13 protein-coding genes are annotated in these 14,410 nt (G+C 59.0%); 8 read left to right on the plus strand and 5 right to left on the minus strand.

The features are described 5' to 3' along the window. The first annotated feature begins 18 nt into the window (after window positions 1-18). The 8 genes from BK659_RS13825 to BK659_RS13860 all read left to right on the plus strand — a co-directional run bounded on the left by BK659_RS13825 (window position 19) and on the right by BK659_RS13860 (window position 5,910). Window positions 19-1,008: an alpha/beta fold hydrolase gene (locus BK659_RS13825; protein ID WP_123425624.1), complete on the plus strand. Its 990-nt coding sequence runs from the start codon at window positions 19-21 to the stop codon at window positions 1,006-1,008. A 100-nt stretch (window positions 1,009-1,108) separates the two neighbouring features. After that, a complete protein-coding gene (locus tag BK659_RS13830; RefSeq protein WP_123425625.1) occupies window positions 1,109-1,408 on the plus strand; it encodes a Rieske (2Fe-2S) protein in 300 nt (99 codons plus the stop codon). Between the two features lie 89 nt (window positions 1,409-1,497). After that, window positions 1,498-1,989, plus strand: a complete 492-nt coding sequence (rraA, locus tag BK659_RS13835; RefSeq protein WP_123425626.1) for a ribonuclease E activity regulator RraA — start codon at window positions 1,498-1,500, stop codon at window positions 1,987-1,989. Between the two features lie 26 nt (window positions 1,990-2,015). Continuing rightward, the gene (locus BK659_RS13840) at window positions 2,016-3,011 is read left to right on the plus strand and encodes a zinc transporter ZntB (RefSeq protein ID WP_123425627.1); all 996 of its coding nucleotides are present in this window, start codon (window positions 2,016-2,018) and stop codon (window positions 3,009-3,011) included. A 63-nt stretch (window positions 3,012-3,074) separates the two neighbouring features. Continuing rightward, window positions 3,075-3,320: a CrfX protein gene (locus BK659_RS13845; protein WP_123425628.1), complete on the plus strand. Its 246-nt coding sequence runs from the start codon at window positions 3,075-3,077 to the stop codon at window positions 3,318-3,320. 2 nt (window positions 3,321-3,322) lie between these two features. Further along, window positions 3,323-4,147 carry a mechanosensitive ion channel family protein gene (locus BK659_RS13850; RefSeq protein ID WP_123425629.1) on the plus strand — a complete coding sequence of 275 codons (825 nt, stop codon included), beginning with the start codon at window positions 3,323-3,325 and terminating at the stop codon, window positions 4,145-4,147. 90 nt (window positions 4,148-4,237) lie between these two features. Continuing rightward, window positions 4,238-4,828 carry an RNA polymerase sigma factor SigX gene (sigX, locus tag BK659_RS13855; protein ID WP_015096065.1) on the plus strand — a complete coding sequence of 197 codons (591 nt, stop codon included), beginning with the start codon at window positions 4,238-4,240 and terminating at the stop codon, window positions 4,826-4,828. 107 nt (window positions 4,829-4,935) lie between these two features. After that, window positions 4,936-5,910 carry an OmpA family protein gene (locus tag BK659_RS13860; RefSeq protein WP_123425630.1) on the plus strand — a complete coding sequence of 325 codons (975 nt, stop codon included), beginning with the start codon at window positions 4,936-4,938 and terminating at the stop codon, window positions 5,908-5,910. An 85-nt stretch (window positions 5,911-5,995) separates the two neighbouring features. Here the strand turns inward: BK659_RS13860 and cobA are convergent, their stop codons facing one another. From cobA to BK659_RS13885, 5 genes are all read right to left on the minus strand, one after another. After that, window positions 5,996-6,769 (minus strand): uroporphyrinogen-III C-methyltransferase, encoded by a 774-nt coding sequence (cobA, locus tag BK659_RS13865; protein WP_123425631.1) that lies wholly within the window; start codon window positions 6,767-6,769, stop codon window positions 5,996-5,998. Window positions 6,770-6,779: 10 nt separating this feature from the next. After that, a complete protein-coding gene (locus tag BK659_RS13870; protein WP_123425632.1) occupies window positions 6,780-9,497 on the minus strand; it encodes a nitrate reductase in 2,718 nt (905 codons plus the stop codon). Further along, on the minus strand, window positions 9,497-9,814 hold the full coding sequence (nirD, locus tag BK659_RS13875; protein WP_123425633.1) for a nitrite reductase small subunit NirD: 318 nt from the start codon (window positions 9,812-9,814) through the stop codon (window positions 9,497-9,499). Before nirD ends, BK659_RS13870 begins: the two co-directional genes overlap by 1 nt. Next, window positions 9,811-12,279 carry a nitrite reductase large subunit NirB gene (gene nirB / locus BK659_RS13880; RefSeq protein ID WP_123425634.1) on the minus strand — a complete coding sequence of 823 codons (2,469 nt, stop codon included), beginning with the start codon at window positions 12,277-12,279 and terminating at the stop codon, window positions 9,811-9,813. Before nirB ends, nirD begins: the two co-directional genes overlap by 4 nt. 458 nt (window positions 12,280-12,737) lie before the next feature. After that, window positions 12,738-14,408, minus strand: coding sequence for a bifunctional protein-serine/threonine kinase/phosphatase (locus BK659_RS13885; protein ID WP_123425635.1), 1,671 nt, complete (start codon window positions 14,406-14,408; stop codon window positions 12,738-12,740). Window positions 14,409-14,410 lie beyond the last annotated feature (2 nt).

A 14,410-nucleotide genomic window follows, 5' to 3' on the forward strand; every position in this document is an offset into this window, starting at 1 on the left:
TTTTTGTGCAAGAGCATTATGCAAAGCAGCAGCAACCTGTTTCCTGTCGCCTTGATCAGCGCCGAGCGTCGCGGCGATCTGAGCGAGGACGTCTATCGCTTGAAACCCGGCAACAGCCCGGATGGCACCGTCGAGCTGGCGGTTACCCGCCTGGGCATGGCCGATGAACCCACCGTGCGTGGCGTTCCGGTGATTTTGCTGCACGGCAGTTTTTCCAACCGGCGTTTCTGGTTTTCCCCCAAAGGCCTTGGTCTGGGCGCCTACCTGGCGCGCGCTGGTTTTGATGTGTGGATCCCGGAAATGCGCGGTCACGGCTTGTCTCAGCGCAATCAGAACTATCGAAAGAACCGCGTTGCCGACTACGCCCGTTACGATCTGCCGGCGATTGCCGCGTTCGTTCGCGAGCAAAGCGGACAGGTTCCGCACTGGATTGGTCATTCACTGGGCGGTATCACCCTCGCGGCAGCGCTGGGTGGTCAGTACCTGGGTGAGCCAGCCGTGGCTTCCGCTGCGTTCTTTGGTACACAGGTCAGTCGCACCTATTGGCCGCTGAAATTTCCGCCGGTGGAGTGGAGCGGGCGGTTCATCCTGAAGCGTTTCGCGCAGATTTCGGGCTCTCGCCTCAAGCGTGGTCCAGAGGACGAGCCGATAGGCCTGGCCCTGGAAGGCATGCGCTGGTACGGCTTGTTCGGACGCTTTGGCGATGCCGAAAAAGACTGGTGGGCGGGGCTGGCCGAGGTTCAGGTGCCGGTCTTGGGTGTCAGTGCGACCAGCGATCATCAGGACCCTGATTGGGCGTGTCGCAAGCTGTTCGATCAGATCGGTTCCGAGCACAAACAGTTCATCTGTCTGGGGCGCGAGCAGGGCTTTTCGGACAATTTTGGGCATGTTGAAATGCTGGTCAGCAAAGCCGCACAGGCCGAAGTCTGGCCGTTGGTGCAGCGCTGGCTGACTGATCAGCAGACGCCATTACTGGCTGACAAGCCGGATTTGGCTACAGCAGTCTGAGTACGAATGCTCTGACAAGAGCGTTTCGTTCCGATCAGCTAACGGCTAAGATATGACGCATTGAGCTGTTCTGGTCACAATCGGTTGCTGAGTCAGCCTTATGTTCGTGCCACTTGAGCGTCTGGTCAATCTGGATGAAGGTTATCGGCGGACGTTCCAGGTCGAAGGGCGTAGCCTGCTGTTGTTGGTGCTGGATAATCAGCCGTTGTTGCTGATAGACAGCTGCCCACATAAAGGTGCGTCGTTGAGCGTCGCGACACTCTCGGGAAATATCCTGCGTTGTCAGCGCCATGGCATTGAGTTTCAGTTGCCCAGCGGCATTCCGGTACAGGCACCATGCCCTGGCTTGAGCCTGTTGAAGGTGGCTTACGAGGGTGATTGCATCGGGATCGATGTTTAAATCTCTTTGCGACTACTCGTTTCAGTACTACAACCCCGGCGATTTTCGACAGCCCACAATCGTGTTCTTTCTCTTACAGGAGTTTCTCGATGAACCATTACCTCACTCCCGACCTGTGTGATGCCTACCCGGAACTGGTGCAGGTGCTGGAACCGATGTTCAGCAATTTTGGCGGCCGTGATTCCTTCGGCGGCGAAATCGTTACCATCAAGTGCTTCGAAGACAACTCGCGGGTCAAGGAGCAGGTCGAGCTCAAAGGGAATGGCAAGGTGCTGGTGGTCGATGGCGGTGGTTCGCTGCGCCGCGCCCTGCTGGGCGACATGATCGCCGAGAAAGCCGCGAAAAACGGTTGGGAAGGGCTGGTGATCTACGGCTGCATCCGTGACGTCGACGTTATTGCGCAAACCGATCTGGGCGTGCAGGCGCTGGCCAGCCATCCGATGAAAACCGACAGGCGTGGCCTCGGTGACCTGAACGTTGCGGTAACCTTCGCTGGCGTGACTTTCCGTCCGGGTGAATACATCTATGCGGACAACAATGGCGTGATCATTTCGCCAAGTCCGTTGAAAATGCCAGAATAAATAACTGATTCAAGCCAGGGGTGAGGATGTTCGAGGAAGAAAACGCGCAGTGGGGGCTGGTGCATGCCCTGGTGCTGGATGGTAAAGGCGGTGCGCGTTGGCTTGCCCGGACTGAACTTGATGACCTGCAACTGCAATCCCATGAAAGCCTCTGGCTGCACTGGGACCGTAGTCACCCGCAAACTCAGACCTGGTTGCGTAAATCCAGCGGTTTGAATGAGTTCAGCTGCGATCTGTTGCTCGAAGAAAACACCCGGCCGCGCCTGTTGGCGCTACCGGACTCCGAGCTGTTGCTGTTTTTGCGTGGAATCAACCTCAATCCGGGTGCCGAGCCTGAAGACATGGTCTCGGTGCGGATCTTCGCCTCTGCTCAGCGGGTCATTTCCCTGCGTTTGCGACCGTTGCGCGCCACCGATGAGTTGCTGGTGCAACTGAGCGAGGGCAAGGGGCCGAAAACCACCTCCGAACTGATCCTGTATATGGCTCAGTACCTCACCCATAAAGTGCAGGATCTGGTCAGCGATCTCTCCGAAATCGTCGATGACGAAGAAGAAAAGCTGGATGCCGACGAACGGTATACTCCGGAACATGGCGCTGTTTTGCAGATCCGTCGGCGAGCGGCAGGACTGAAGCGTTTCCTTGCTCCGCAGCGGGATATCTTCGGTCAATTGACCAAGATAAAACTGCCCTGGTTTGTCGACGATGATGGCGACTACTGGAACGAATTGAACAACAGCCTGACGCGCTATCTGGAAGAGCTGGAATTGACCCGGGAGCGCGTGGGGCTGGTGCTGGAGAGCGAAGACCGGCGTTTGAACGTACGCATGAATCGCATCATGTACCGTTTCGGGATCATCACCGGGATCTTCTTGCCGATGAGTTTTCTGACCGGTTTACTCGGTATAAACGTCGGCGGAGTTCCATTTTCCGGAAACCCTTATGGCTTCGTGATTGCCTGCCTGATGATGGTGACAGTAGGGGTGGGGCAGTGGTGGTTATTCCGGCGTTTGCGCTGGGTATGAGGGAGAGCCATGTGACCCGGAGAATGTTGATCGCGTCTTTCACAGATATCACGAGAGGTGCGTATGCACGATCCGTTTGAACAGTCCTTGCGCGACATGCTCAAGGCATCACCGTCCACCCGTGACGACGATGCCTGTCTGGGGCGTGTACTGAAAACCGCCAACCGCCAGGTCGGCGCCGGTGACCTGTTCAGCCTGCTGGGCCGCTGGCTGCCCGCGCTGATGATCGCCCTGAATAACGGATCGGCCCATGTCTCGCCGGTTTCCCGTCGTAAACCTACTGCTCGCACTGCTGATAAGGCTGATTGAATATGGAACTTGATCTCTGGACTCAGAGCCTCGTCACGGCAATGACAGCGTTGTGGACCAAGGTAGCGAACTTCATTCCGAACCTGTTCGGCGCACTGGTAGTGCTTTTGCTGGGTTTTGTCGTGGCCAAGCTGCTCGACACCCTGCTCTCCAAATTACTCGCAAAACTGGGCCTGGATCGCTTGATGGGCGGTACCGGTTTGACCAAGCTGCTGGCTCGCGCAGGCCTGCAGGTGCCGATTTCGACCCTGATCGGCAAGATCGTTTATTGGTTCGTTTTGCTGATTTTTCTGGTTTCTGCTGCAGAATCCCTTGGCTTGGAGCGAGTTTCGGCTACGCTCGATATGTTGGCGTTGTATGTGCCGAAAGTATTCGGCGCCGCGCTGGTGTTGCTGGTGGGCGTGCTGCTCGCGCAATTGGCCAATGGGCTGGTGCGCGGCGCCGCAGAAGGTGTAGGGCTGGATTACGCATCGGGCCTGGGGCGTATCGCTCAAGGCTTGGTGATCATCATCAGTATTTCGGTCGCGATCAGTCAGTTGGAGGTCAAAACCGACCTGCTGAACCATGTGATCGTGATTGTTTTGATTACCGTTGGTCTGGCAGTTGCCTTGGCCATGGGGTTGGGAAGCCGGGAAATTGCCGGCCAGATTCTTGCGGGAATCTATGTGCGTGAGTTGTATCAGGTTGGGCAACAAGTGCGTGTTGGTGAGGTCGAAGGCCAGATCGAAGAGATCGGCACGGTTAAAACTACATTGCTGACCGACGAGGGTGAGCTAGTCTCACTTTCCAATCGGATCCTCCTGGAACAGCATGTTAGTAGCCGCTAACCCGGCAAACCCTGCTAATGTATGCCGCCGCTAAATACCCGATACCCTGGGTTGCGGCGGACATTGACCTGACTGTCGGCCCGACTTGTTTTGAATAAAGCCCAATCGCTATCCATGCGCTACGACCCCCGCGAGCTCTCTGATGAGGAGTTGGTCGCGCGCTCGCACACGGAGCTGTTTCACGTGACGCGCGCCTACGAAGAGCTGATGCGGCGTTATCAGAGAACATTATTTAACGTTTGTGCACGGTATCTTGGGAACGATCGTGACGCAGATGATGTCTGTCAGGAAGTGATGTTGAAGGTGTTGTACGGTTTGAAGAACTTCGAGGGCAAATCGAAGTTCAAAACCTGGCTCTACAGCATCACGTACAACGAATGCATCACACAGTATCGGAAGGAACGGCGTAAGCGTCGCTTGATGGACGCTTTGAGTCTGGACCCCCTTGAGGAAGCGTCTGAAGAGAAGACGCCGAAACCTGAGGAAAAGGGTGGACTTGATCGCTGGTTAGTGTATGTGAACCCGATTGACCGAGAAATTCTAGTGCTACGATTTGTCGCAGAGTTGGAGTTTCAGGAGATCGCAGACATCATGCACATGGGTTTGAGTGCAACGAAAATGCGGTACAAACGCGCTCTTGACAAATTGCGTGAGAAATTTGCAGGCATCGCTGAAACTTAGTTCGGCGCAAATATCTCTTACGTGTAGGCAAGTTCTGATAGACTTGCCGCCGAGTTGTCCCCCGGTTTGCGGGACTGCTTTACAATCACCAGATGGGGATTTAACGGATGAAACTGAAAAACACCTTGGGCTTGGCCATTGGTTCTCTTATTGCCGCTACTTCGTTCGGCGCTCTGGCACAAGGCCAAGGCGCGGTCGAAGGTGAGGCGTTCTGGGGTAAAACCTGGAACCACAGCGTCGATTCCTACCAGAACGGCCGCACTCCTGGCGTCTCGATCGGCTACTTCCTGACCGACGACGTTTCGATCAATGCGACCTACCGCAAAGACGAATACACCCGTTCGGACGAAGACACTGGCAACCAGCGGATCAAAGGCGATCACTTCGGCCTGAAATCCCAGTACCACTTCGGTACCGTTGGCGACGCTATCCGTCCTTACGTTGAAGGCGGTGTATCTCACGGCAGCATGACCAACGTCGCTGCTGACGGTCACACTGGTCGTGACAAGTCCACCTACCTGACCACTGGTGCTGGCGCCAAGTGGTACATCACCGACAACTTGTACGCTCGTGCCGGCCTTGAAGCCGACTACAAGCTGGACAACGGTCGTTGGGACTACCAGGCTCTAGTTGGCTTGGGCGTTAACTTCGGCGGCACTGGCGGCAAAGTTGCTCCAGCTCCAGTAGCTGCAGCACCGGCTCCAGAGCCAGAGCCAGAAGCTCCAGTTGCTGAAGTTGTTCGCGTTCAACTGGACGTGAAATTCGACTTCAACAAGGCTGTTGTCAAGCCAAACAGCTACGGCGACGTGAAGAACCTGGCTGACTTCATGAAGCAGTACCCGAACACCACCACCGTTGTGGAAGGTCACACCGATAGCGTCGGTCCTGACGCTTACAACCAGAGGCTGTCCCAGAAACGTGCTGACGCTGTGAAACAAGTTCTGGTCAAGGATGGTGTTGAAGCTAACCGCATTCACTCGGTTGGTTACGGCAAGTCCCGCCCAATTGCTGACAACGCAACTGAAGCTGGCCGCACTGCAAACCGTCGCGTAGAAGCGCAGGTTGAAGCTACTGCTAAGTAATTAGCGTGTAGTTTGGAAAAGCCCGGCTTAGGCCGGGCTTTTCTTTGCCTGCGATTTGGTCTTGAGCGAAAAGTTGTAATGGCGTTTACGCCAGATTGACGTTCCAGCGTTCCTCCGTAGGAGCTGCCGCAGGCTGCGATCTTTTAGCATTGTCACAGGCAGCCACCGCACCGATCACCAGGATAGCCGGGCTTTTCAACTGGAAGCTGTGGGCGTCTTCCTGCATCGCTGTGAGGTTGCTCCGACATTCCCTCTGGTGCGGCAATGAAGCATTTTCAATCATCGCCACCGGCGTATCAGTCGCCATCCCGCCGGCCAGCAACTGCTCGCCAATTGAGCTCAATTTCGCCACGCCCATGTAAATCACCAGCGTCGTACCGCTTTGGGCCAAGGCTCGCCAATTGAGCTCGCTGTCGTCCTGCGTATGCGCTGTCACCAGGGTTACGCCGCGGGCGATGCCGCGCAGGGTCAGGGAAATATCGCATTGCGTTGCGCCGGCCAGGCCTGCGGTGATGCCATTGACCAGCTCGACCTTAATTTCACGTTCGCGCAACCACTGTGCCTCTTCACCGCCGCGTCCGAAAATGCACGGATCGCCACCTTTGAGCCGCACCACACACTTGCCTTGGCGGGCATAACGCAGCATCAAGCGATGAATGAACGCCTGCGGAGTAGAGCGGCAGCCCCCGCGTTTGCCGACCGCAATGATTCGCGCCTGCGGGCAATGCACCAGCACTGCTTCGTTGACCAGGTCGTCGATCAGCACCACATCGGCTTCGTTCAGCGCTCGTACGGCTTTGAGGGTCAGCAATTCAGGGTCGCCGGGACCTGCACCCACCAACCAGACTTTTGCGCTCATGTTCTATTCCTCACGACGTGATTGCGATGGGCTGCACGTTGGCCGCCAACAGACGCTTGATTTCCGGGACACAGGAGCCGCATTGCGTGCCGCAACCGAGTTGTTGTTTCAGGCCCTGCAAGTCCAGCCCGCTGCGAATACCGGCGCACACCGCGCCTTCGCTGACGTTCTTGCAGTTGCACAGGGTTTTGTTGGCGCTGACGGATGCACCTGCACTGCCGGGTGGCGTGCTCAACGGCGCCAAGAGCCAGCGCCGCAGTTGTTCGTCGGCACGACCTTCCAGCCAGAGGTTTTGCAGCCAGTGCTGTGCAAGGGTTTCACCTGCCAGGCGAATGGCGGTAATCCGGCCCTGCTCGATGCGCACTCGTTTGCCAATGGCGCGCCGTGGATCGTCGTAAGCCAAAACTGGGCCGTCGTTGAGCCCCAGTTGTTGATCGATGTCATGCAGCCGTTGTGGGTCGGGCGCCTGGGCGCTGGCTGCGCGTATCAGCAGCGCTGGGCGTTCACGGCCGGCCAGGCTGAGGCTTACGTAGGAAAAGTCCTCGCATAGCGGTCGCAAGGTCTCGAAATGCTGCTGAACATCGCCCTCAACCAGTGCGAACAAATGCCATGGCAGCTTTACCGGTTCGATACGCACGCCGCTGTGCTTGAGTTCGGGTTGTTTCGACAGGGGATCGAACGCCGGCTGGGTGACGGCATTCACGCCGCCCTTGAGGAAACGGTCCCCCCAGTGCATCGGCAGAAATGCCTGACCCGGGCGCACGCTGTCATCACTGCCGACGGCGACGATCAGGCTGCCTCGACGGCTTTTGAGGCTGACCAGATCAGCGTTTTTCAGCCGATACCGACGCAGTTCATCAGGGTGCAGGCTCAACAGGGCTTCGCTGACGTGGCCGAACAATTGCGCTGAAGTGCCGGTGCGGCTCATGCCATGCCATTGATCGCGCAGACGTCCGGTGATCAGGGTCAGCGGGAAGCGTGCATCGCGTTGCTCCTTGGCGGCGCGATAAGGGTCGGCGACAAACTGTGCACGGCCACTCTCGGTAGGGAAAATCCCGTCTACATAAAGTCGTGGCGTTCCGCTCAAGGCGCCGTCCGGGAACGGCCATTGCTGTGGGCCGAGGCGGTCGAGCAGCGCATGGCTGATCCCGCAGAGGTCCAGATCCCGTCCGCGCGTCAGTTGTTTGTATTCATCAAAGACCTGCGCCGGTTGTTCGAAGGCAAACAGGCTGGGCTGTCCTGGACGCAGACGTCGTTCCAGGCGCTGTGCGAAATCCACGGTGATCGCCCAGTCCGGGCGTGCTTCAGCCGGTGCGCTGATGGCGCGGCGAACGTGGGAAATCCGCCGTTCAGAGTTAGTCACCGTGCCTTCCTTCTCGCCCCAACTGGCGGCAGGCAGCAGCAGGTCGGCGAAGGGCGCGGTTTCGGTGGTACGAAAGGCTTCTTGCAGCACCACGAACGGGCAAGCCTGCAACGCCGCACGCACGGTTTGCTGATCTGGCAGCGACTGCGCCGGGTTGGTACAGGCGATCCACAATGCCTTGATCTTGCCGCTTTGTACTTGTTCGAACAATTCGATGGCCGTTAACCCGGTCGTGTCAGGTAGTTTTTCGACACCCCAGTAAGCCGCCACTTCAGCGCGATGTTCCGCTTTGGCCGCTTCGCGATGACCTGGCAGCAAGTTCGACAAGCTGCCGGTTTCGCGTCCTCCCATGGCATTCGGCTGACCGGTGAGGGAGAAGGGGCCTGCACCTGGGCGGCCGATTTGCCCGGTGGCCAGGTGCAGATTGATCAGTGCGCTGTTTTTTGCGCTGCCGGCGGTGGACTGATTCAGCCCCATGCACCACAGCGAAAGAAAACTCGGCGAGGTGCCGACCCACTCGGCGCATTGCTGCAGTTGTTCAGCGCTGATCCCGCAGAGTTGCGCGACCATTTGCGGGGTGTAGTCGCGGACCAGGTTTTTCAGCTCGGCCAAGCCTTCGGTGTGAGCGTTGATGAACTCCCGGTCGACCCAGTCTTCCCACAGCAGCAGATGCAATATCCCATGGAACAGCGCGACATCGGTGCCGGGCAGAATGGCCAGATGCAGGTCGGCGAGATCGCAGGTGTCCGTGCGTCGAGGGTCGATGACGATGACTTTCATCTGTGGTCGGCGGGATTTGGCTTCTTCCAGTCGACGAAACAGCACGGGATGGGCGTAGGCCATGTTACTGCCGACAATCATCACGCAATCGCTCAGCTCAAGGTCTTCATAGCTGCACGGCGGGGCGTCGGCGCCGAGGCTGCGCTTGTAGCCGACCACCGCCGAGGACATGCAAAGTCGCGAATTACTGTCGATGTTGTTGGTGCCGACCAGCGCTCGGGCCAACTTGTTGAAGGCGTAGTAGTCCTCGGTCAGCAGTTGCCCGGAGATATAGAACGCCACGCTGTCCGGGCCGTGCTCGGCGATGGTGTCGGCGAAAACGCTGGCGGCGTGATCGAGGGCGGTGTCCCAATCGGTACGGCTGCGGGCCATACCTTTGCCGAGGCGCAGTTCCGGGTACAGCGCCCGAGCCGCGAGGTCGCCGGTGAGGTGCAGCGTCGAGCCTTTGCTACACAGTTTGCCGAAGTTGGCCGGGTGCGTCGGGTCGCCGCTGACGCCGAGGATCTGCTCGCCGTCATGCTCGATCAGCACGCCGCAACCCACCCCGCAGTAACAGCAGGTCGAGGCGGTCGTCTGGCGGCTCATCAGCCTGCGTCCCGCAGAGCCAGCATGACCCGACCGTTCTCCACCCGCGCCGAATGGTGATGGGCGCAGCCAATGTCCGGCGCCAGGGCCTGACCGGACTCCAGTTCGATCTGCCAGTTGTGCAGCGGACAGGCAACCCGTTTGCCATAAATCAGACCTTGGGACAGCGGCCCACCCTTGTGCGGGCAGCGGTCGTCGAGGGCGAAAACCTCGTCGTCGCTGGTGCGAAAAATCGCGATGTCACCTTTTGGTCCGCTGACGATGCGCGAACCCAAGGCGTTGATTTCTTCCAGTGCGCAGATATCCAGCCAGTTCATGCCGGCACCTCCAGGTTTTTCACGGGGATGACATCGAACTCCTTCTTCAGCAGCGGCTGCTCAAGGCGTTCTTTCCACGGGTCCTGCTCGAACGACAGGGAGAATTGCAGGCGCTCATTGAGCGCTTTGCGGCGCTCCGGGTCTTCCAGCACGGCTTTCTTGATGTGTTCCATGCCGACCCGCTGCAGGTAGTGCACGGTGCGTTCGAGGTAGAAGGCCTCTTCGCGGTACAGCTGCAGGAAGGCGCCGTTGTACTCACGCACTTCTTCGGCGGTTTTCAGTTTGACGAAGAACTCCGCGACCTCGGTTTTGATCCCGCCGTTGCCGCCGATGTACATCTCCCAGCCAGAGTCGACGCCGATGATTCCTACGTCCTTGATCCCGGCTTCCGAGCAGTTGCGCGGGCAACCGGAGACCGCCAGCTTGACCTTGTGCGGCGACCACATGTTGAACAGGTCATGCTCCAGCTCGATGCCCAGTTGGGTGGAGTTTTGCGTGCCGAAGCGGCAGAACTCGCTACCGACGCAGGTTTTGACTGTGCGAATCGATTTGCCGTAGGCATGCCCGGAAGGCATGTCCAGGTCCTTCCAGACACCGGGCAGATCCTGCTTCTTGATCCCCAGCAAGTCGATACGCTGGCCGCCCGTGACCTTGACCATGGGCACGTTGTACTTGTCGGCCACATCGGCAATGCGCCGCAGCTCTGAAGGATTGGTCACACCGCCCCACATCCGAGGGACTACCGAGTACGTGCCGTCTTTCTGAATGTTGGCGTGGGCCCGTTCGTTGATCAGTCGCGATTGCGGATCGTCCTTGGCCTCGCCCGGCCAAGTGGAAATCAGGTAGTAGTTGAGCGCCGGACGGCAGGTGGCGCAGCCATTCGGGGTGCGCCAGTTCAGGTAGCTCATGGTCCCGGTGATGGTCAGCAGATGCTCTTCGCGGATCGCTTGGCGGATCTGTCCGTGGTTCAGGTCGCTGCAACCGCAAATGGCTTTTTCGCTTTTCGGTTTGACGTCCGCCGCACCGCCGACGGTATTGATCAGGATCTGCTCGACCAAACCGGCACACGAGCCGCAGGAGCTGGCCGCTTTGGTGTGCTTCTTGACCTCGTCGACGCTGAACAGCCCGTGTTCCTGAATCGCCTTGACGATAGTGCCCTTGCAGACGCCATTGCAACCGCAGACTTCGGCGTTGTCAGCCATGCTCATGGCTTTGTCCTGGCCTTGGTGGCCTACATCGCCTAATGCCTGCTCCATAGACGAAGAGCCGCCGAACATCAGGTGATCGCGGATTTCGCCGATGGCGTGATTCTCACGAATCTGCCGGAAATACCAGCCGCCATCCGCTGTGTCGCCGTACAGACAGGCGCCGACCAGCACGTCATCCTTGATCACCAGTTTTTTGTAGACCCCGCCGATAGGGTCGGAAAGGGTGATGGTCTCGGTGCCTTCGCCGCCCATGAAGTCGCCGGCGGAGAACAGGTCGATGCCGGTGACTTTCAATTTGGTCGAGGTCACCGAGCCCGAATAGCGGGCAAACCCCAGTTGCGCCAGGTGGTTGGCGCAGACCTTGGCTTGCTCGAACAGCGGCGCCACCAGGCCGTAGGCGATGCCGCGGTGGCTGGCGCATTCGCCGATCGCATAGATGCGCGGGTCATAGGTTTGCAGGGTGTCGTTGACCAGAATCCCGCGGTTGCACGGGATGCCGGATTTTTCCGCGAGTTCGGTGTTGGGGCGAATGCCGGCCGCCATCACCACCAGGTCGGCAGGAATAATGTCGCCGTTCTTGAACTGCACCGAGCCGACCCGGCCATTACCGGCGTTGTGCAGGGCTTGGGTCTGTTCGCACAGGCGAAAGTGCAGGCCGCGACCTTCCAGGGCGGTTTGCAGCAACTGGCCGCTGGTTTTGTCCAGTTGCCGTTCCAGCAGCCACTCGCCGAGGTGCACCACGGTCACGTGCATGCCGCGCAGCATCAGCCCATTGGCCGCTTCAAGGCCCAGCAGGCCGCCGCCGATGACCACCGCGTGCTTGTGGGTTTTGGCGGTGTCGATCATGGCCTGGGTGTCGGCAATGTCGCGGTAACCGATGACGCCTTCCAGGGTATTGCCAGGAATCGGCAGGATGAATGGCGTCGAACCGGTGGCGATCAGCAGACGGTCGTATTCGGCTTCGCTGCCGTCTTCGGCGATGACCCGGCGTTTGACCCGGTCGATCTCCACCACTTTGCGGTTGAGCAACAGTTTGATGTTGTTGTCCAGGTACCAATCAAGATCGTTGAGCACGATTTCGTCGAAGGTCTGCTCACCCGCCAGCACCGGTGAAAGAAGAATGCGGTTGTAGTTGGTATGGGGCTCGGCGCCGAAGACGGTGATGTCGTACAGCTCGCTGCTCAGCTTGAGCAATTCTTCCAGGGTGCGAACCCCGGCCATGCCGTTGCCGATCATCACCAGTTTTAGTTTTTTCATCAGGTTCTCCGGGGAGCTCAGACTTGCCTCATCAGGGCGCTCAGGCTGGCTCGAGGTATTTTGCGCAAACAAAAAAAGGCGTCCCGCTAGTTACCTAGCGAGGACGCCTTTGTCCTGGTCCCGTTCTCTCGGGAAGCACACCCTTCGTCGTTGAAGGCCGGGCTTTATGTATGGTGAAAAAGGTAATGCAGTGGTCGTGCCAAATCGGGGGAGGGTGCGGTTTTGTTGGGCGCGAGCGCTGTTAGTCAGTGGATGTCTTGAGTTCTGTGCACCGATTCAAGGCGTGCTGCCCACAATTGGCGCGACCCAATCTCTGTAGCAGCTGGCGAAGCCTGCGTTCGGCGGCGCAGCCGTCGTAAAATCTCAACACGCGGTTCGACAGGTGGACCGAGCGAACCGGATTACGACGGCTTCGCCGCCGAACGCAGGCTGCGCCAGCTGCTACGTAAAGCGTGTCGTCAGCTGTGAAGTAGTAAAAACACCAGCACCACATTGATCAGCAACGACACCAGCGCCAAGGTCCGCCAGACCTTCAACGGTTCACGCTCCAGCAACGGCCTGGGTCGCACACTCAAACTGCGCCGTTCACCTTGCTCCAGCACCAGCAACCATTCTTCTGCCGTCTCATAACGTTGCGCCGGGTCGGCGCATACCGCACGTTCCAGGCTTTGCCCGAGCCAGTCCGGCAAATCCGGCCGATAACGATTGGCGTTGATTGGCAGGCCAAAGCGCGGCCGTTGAAAGGCTTCGATTTCCCCGTAGGGATAATGCCCGGTAGCCAGGTAATAGAGCGTTACGCCGACCGCGTACAGATCCTGTTGCGGTGTCGGTGAAATCCCGTTGAACGCTTCCGGGGCAATGTAGCTCGGGGTGCCCGGCAGCGCGTTTGATTGGTCTTCGGATAAACCGGTGCAGTACGCCAGACCGAAATCCAGCAGCCGTAACTCACCGTCTTCAGCCAACAGCAGATTTTCCGGTTTGATGTCGCGATGGAAGATCTGCCGCCGATGCAGCATGCCCACGGCTCGCAGCAAACGCTCGGCCAGTTGTTGCCATTGGGGCAGCGGCAACGGGCCGTTTTGCGCGAACAGTTCGGCCAAGGTCACCCCCGGATACTCGCGCATCACGTAATACAGGTGCTGACGTTGCGCCGCCGGGTGAATTTCCGGAAAGCTGCGACCGGCGACACGCTTGAGAAACCACTCCTCGGAGAGCAGTGCCTGTGCGGCCGCGGTATCGTTGTTCAACGGCAAAGGGAGTGTTTTCAGAAGCCAGGGCTGTTGCTGCCCATCACATACACGGTAAATCAGCGATTGCTGGCTCTGCCCAAGCAGCCTCTCGACATGCCAGCCCTCGAAGATTTGGCCGGGTCTGAGCGGCGGCGGCAATGGCCATTGCTGCAATTGGATCAGCGCATCGCCGATGCTCGTTTCGCCGAGGGTGTCGACCCGCACCAGTAGCGCGCTGGCGTTGTCCTGGCTGCCGGCAAGGTGGGCCGCGTTGACCAGGGTTTGTGCGGCGCTGTCGAGGTCGGGCTGATCGCGCAGAATGGCCGCGATGGCCGTGTCGCCCAGCGTCGCCCAAACGCCATCGCTCAGCAGGACGAAACTCTCGCCGGTGCGAAGCTCGCCGTCGAGAAAGTCCAGCACCAGATGCTGATCCAGTCCCAATGCGCGCTTGAGCACATGCTGCATGCCCGGTTGTTCCCAGACGTGGTCCTCGCTGATGCGCTGCAACTGGTCGGCGTGCCAGCGATACACCCGACAATCGCCGACATGCGCCAAGGTGAAGCGTCGACCGCGCAGCACCAGCGCGCTGACGGTGGTGAGCAACGGCTGACCACCGCCATTGGCCTGCAGCCAGCGATTCTGCGCCAGCAGCAGGCGGTCCAGCGCTTGCGCCACCGCCCAGGTCTGCGGCGTGGCGTAGTAGTCGAGCGCCAAGGCCTGCAAGGTAGTCCGGGCTGCGAGCCCTCCATCGGCGCATTGACTGACGCCGTCGGCGATGGCGAACAGAAACCCCTTGCTCGCCGCCAGTTCGGCGGCGGGCGTGACCAGGCGCAGGGCGTCCTGATTCTCGTCTCGTGGGCCGATGGCGCTGGCCTCGGCGAAGCTCAATTGCAGGCTCATTG

The organism is Pseudomonas brassicacearum (genome assembly GCF_003732225.1).
Lineage (GTDB): Bacteria > Pseudomonadota > Gammaproteobacteria > Pseudomonadales > Pseudomonadaceae > Aquipseudomonas > Aquipseudomonas brassicacearum_E.